Below are 3328 nucleotides of genomic sequence, written 5' to 3'. Positions count from 1 at the left end.
ATATTGGTAGTAGTCCAACTTATGGAGCTTGGGGTAAAGGAGATAATAGCCAAGGCGGTAAATCCTCTCCATGGAAGAATAGTTTCCAATACTCATAGCGGAAAACTACAGCATCTTTGAGATGAAAGCGCCACAGAGACTGTACAACAAAACCCTTAAGGAGCTTGACTTAAGAAGAAAATACGATATGACGGTCCTTGCCATAAAGAGAGGCGACAAGTTCATAGTCAATCCATCAGCTGAAGAGGTAATAGTTCAAGATGATATTGTGGTGGTGTTAGGCAGGAGGGAGAAGATGGGAGTTCTGTGATAATATAACAGAGATGCGAAAGCTTTTTATAGCCCTTCCCTTTGTTCTTATTGTGGCTTTGGTGCTTTTCTTTGCGGTAAGGGGACACAAAGAAAACTACGCAGTTGTCAAAGAAGAGGAGGTTAAAACCCTCGTTTATGGCTCTGGCTATGCAAAGGCGGAAAACTATGTGGTTGTAAAGGCGGAAGTTTCTGGCTATGTGGAGGAGGTTTTCGTAAAGGAGGGAGACTTTGTAAGAAAGGGACAGCCTCTTGCTACTATTGACTCAAAGACCATAGATGCAAGCATAAAGGAAGTGTCCGAAAGGCTAAACCTTGTGCGTGAAAGACTAAAAGAGGGCTCTGCTTATCTAAAAAGCCTTGAAAGTGCCATTGAGTCCGCAAGGATAAACATGGAAAACAGCAAAAACCTTTTTGAAAGAAGAGAAAGGCTTTTTTCTCAGGGTCTAATATCCAAAGAGGCATACGAGCAGAGCAAAACTCAATATGAGTTAAGCAAGAGAGAATACGAGAGGTTAAAAAACACTTATCAAGACGCTATAGTTTCCCTTAGGTCCGAGGAAAGGGTGCTATTAGCAGAAAGGGAGAGGCTATTGAGGGAAAAGGAAAAGTATGTTATAAGAAGTCCTATAGATGGGTATGTTCTCAAAAAGTTTGTAAACCCGGGGGACTATATAAACCACATGAGTCAGGAAAACAGGCTTTTCTCAATAGGTTCAAAGGGTTGGGAAGTTTGGCTTGAGGTGGACGAAGAGTATGCAGGCATGCTAAGGGAAGGTCAAAGGGTTATCCTTAGGGTAGATGCTTACCCTAATGAGAGGTTTGAGGGGAAAGTCTCTCAAGTAATAAGAGAAGTTGACAGGAATAGGAAACTTATTACTGTGAAGGTCCATGCGGAGCTACCCGAGAACCTTCCCAATGGCTCAACGGTGGACGGTCAGATAGAAGTGGAAAGAAAAAGGGCAATCCTTATCCCAGCAAGTGCTTACCAAGAGGGCTATGTGCTTTTGTATGACGGCGTGAGAAGGGTCAAAGTGCCTGTAAAGGTTGGCAGGAGGTATGGAGAGTATCTTGAAGTCTTAGAGGGGCTAAAGCCTGGGGACAAAGTGGTAGTGCCATGAAGCATGTGCTTTTTGTGGCTTTTAAACTTCTCCTTCAGAGGAAAAGGCAGACCTTTGTTTCTGTGCTTGGCGTTTCCATAGGTGTCTCCGCCTTTATAGTGATGAGCTCTCTTATGCTCGGCTTTCAAAACTACTTTATACAGCAGGTGATAGACCTTGAGCCACACATAAAGATAAAGCCAAGAGAGGAATCTCAGCAGGTGGAAGCCAATGCGGTCTTGCTTGGAGAAAAACCAAAGGAAAAGGACAGGATACTGGGCTGGCAGGATATAGTGCAGGAGGTAGAAAAGCATCCAGAGGTTTTGGGTGTAGCTCCAAGACTTGTAAGCAGAGGCATTCTAAAGTATGGGGTAAAGGACAAGCCAGTAACCCTTTTGGGCATTGACCCTCAAAGAGAGCCAAAGGCATCCATTATAGAGAAGTTTTTGGTGCATAAAAACCTACACAGACTGGAGACAAACAGAACAGGGGTTATCATAGGAGTCCTCGTGGCAAAAAGCCTTGGCATAAATGAGCTTGGCAAAAAACTTCTCTTAGTGGCACCCAACGGACAGACTCTTTTAGTTACAGTAGAGGACTTTTTTGAATCTGGCATAACCAACATAGACGAAGCAAGGGTATACATAAACATAAAGACCCTACAGAGCCTTTTGGAAAAGCAAGGGGAGGTCAACGAAATAGTGATAAAAATAGTAGATGTAAACAATGCGGAAAAACTCTCAAGAGAACTCCAAGAGTCTATACCCTACGAAGTAGAAAGCTGGCAGAGGGCATACAGGAACTTCCTAAGCATCTTCAAAATACAAAACACTATAACCTACATGATAGTCTTTGCCATATTGACCGTGTCCGCCTTTGGTATCTTTAACATAATAATGATGACCGTATTGGAGAAGAAAAGGGATATTGCCATTCTAATGGCTATGGGTTTTTTGAGAAGGGATATTCTTCTCATCTTTATGGTAGAGGGCTTTGTGATAGGGATTCTTGGTGCTATAATTGGGTCTTTGCTGGGCTTTGGACTTCAAGAATACCTTGAGTCCATAAGGCTTGATGTGGAAGGACTTGTAAGGACAAAGGGTTTTGTGCTTGACAGAAGTCCCATTTTTTATGTGTATGCCTTGGTCTTTTCTCTCTTCTTTTCCCTTCTGGCAAGCCTATACCCATCCTATAGGGCAAGTAGACTAAACCCTGTGGACATCTTTAGAAGCCAATGAGGATAATAGAGTTAAGAGGTGTAAAAAAGTCTATAGGTCAAGAACAGATACTTAAGGGCATAGACCTTGAGGTATACAGTGGAGAGTTTGTTGCCATAATAGGGGCAAGTGGCTCTGGTAAAAGCTCCATGCTCTACATTATGGGTCTTCTTGACAGACCTACAGAGGGAGAGGTCTTATTTGAAGGTCAAGTGGTTGATTTTTCCGACGAGAAAAAGCTATCGGAGATAAGAAACAAAAAAATAGGTTTTGTTTTTCAGTTTCACTACCTACTTCCCGAGTTTACCCTTTTGGAAAATGTTATGCTACCTGCCATAAAGATGGGTATGGAAAGAAAGCAAGCGGAGGAGAGAGCTTATGAGCTTTTGAGGGCTTTGGGGCTTGGTGGAAAGGAAAGGAGAAGGATTTTTCAAATATCTGGCGGTGAGATGCAAAGGGTTGCCATAGCAAGGGCTCTTATGAATAAGCCTTCTGTGATACTTGCGGATGAGCCAACGGGAAACTTAGACAGCAAAAACACTCAAGCGGTCATGGAAATATTCAAAGAGATAAACTCTCAAGGCACTACCATAGTGATGGTAACCCACGAGCTTGAGTTGGCAGAGCAAGCTCATAGGATAATAGAGGTAAGGGATGGGGTTATTCTAAGCTGAGTTTTAACTCTACAGGGTGAATTAGCAA

The 3328-nt window shown here is 42.8% G+C and carries 4 protein-coding genes; all 4 read left to right on the top strand.

Features of this window, described 5'->3' with window-relative positions:
* Positions 1-121: 121 nt before the first annotated feature.
* The 4 genes from WKI49_05535 to WKI49_05520 are packed head-to-tail and all read left to right on the top strand — an operon-like array spanning position 122 to position 3300.
* Positions 122-310, top strand: coding sequence for a TrkA C-terminal domain-containing protein (locus WKI49_05535; protein ID MEJ7621952.1), 189 nt, complete (start codon positions 122-124; stop codon positions 308-310).
* A gap of 13 nt (positions 311-323) precedes the next feature.
* Complete coding sequence (locus tag WKI49_05530) at positions 324-1430, top strand: efflux RND transporter periplasmic adaptor subunit (protein ID MEJ7621951.1); 1107 nt, start codon at positions 324-326, stop codon at positions 1428-1430.
* Entirely contained in the window at positions 1427-2647 is a 1221-nt protein-coding gene (locus WKI49_05525) for an ABC transporter permease (GenBank protein ID MEJ7621950.1), read from the top strand. Before WKI49_05530 ends, WKI49_05525 begins: the two co-directional genes overlap by 4 nt.
* Complete coding sequence (locus tag WKI49_05520) at positions 2644-3300, top strand: ABC transporter ATP-binding protein (GenBank protein ID MEJ7621949.1); 657 nt, start codon at positions 2644-2646, stop codon at positions 3298-3300. Before WKI49_05525 ends, WKI49_05520 begins: the two co-directional genes overlap by 4 nt.
* The last annotated feature ends 28 nt before the right edge of the window (positions 3301-3328 follow it).

The sequence above is a fragment of the Aquificaceae bacterium genome (genome assembly GCA_037722135.1).
GTDB classification, from domain to species: Bacteria; Aquificota; Aquificia; order Aquificales; family Aquificaceae; genus Pampinifervens; species Pampinifervens sericum.
Note: the sequence above shows the minus strand (reverse complement) of the source record. Positions and strands in the feature narration are given on the sequence as shown.

What these genes read in the sequence shown, in the direction of transcription:
- WKI49_05525 (MEJ7621950.1), top strand. Translation starts at nt 1,427, where the DNA reads ATGAAGCATGTGCTTTTTGTGGCTTTTAAACTTCTCCTTCAGAGGAAA.
- WKI49_05535 (MEJ7621952.1), top strand. Translation starts at nt 122, where the DNA reads ATGAAAGCGCCACAGAGACTGTACAACAAAACCCTTAAGGAGCTTGAC.
- WKI49_05530 (MEJ7621951.1), top strand. Translation starts at nt 324, where the DNA reads ATGCGAAAGCTTTTTATAGCCCTTCCCTTTGTTCTTATTGTGGCTTTG.
- WKI49_05520 (MEJ7621949.1), top strand. Translation starts at nt 2,644, where the DNA reads ATGAGGATAATAGAGTTAAGAGGTGTAAAAAAGTCTATAGGTCAAGAA.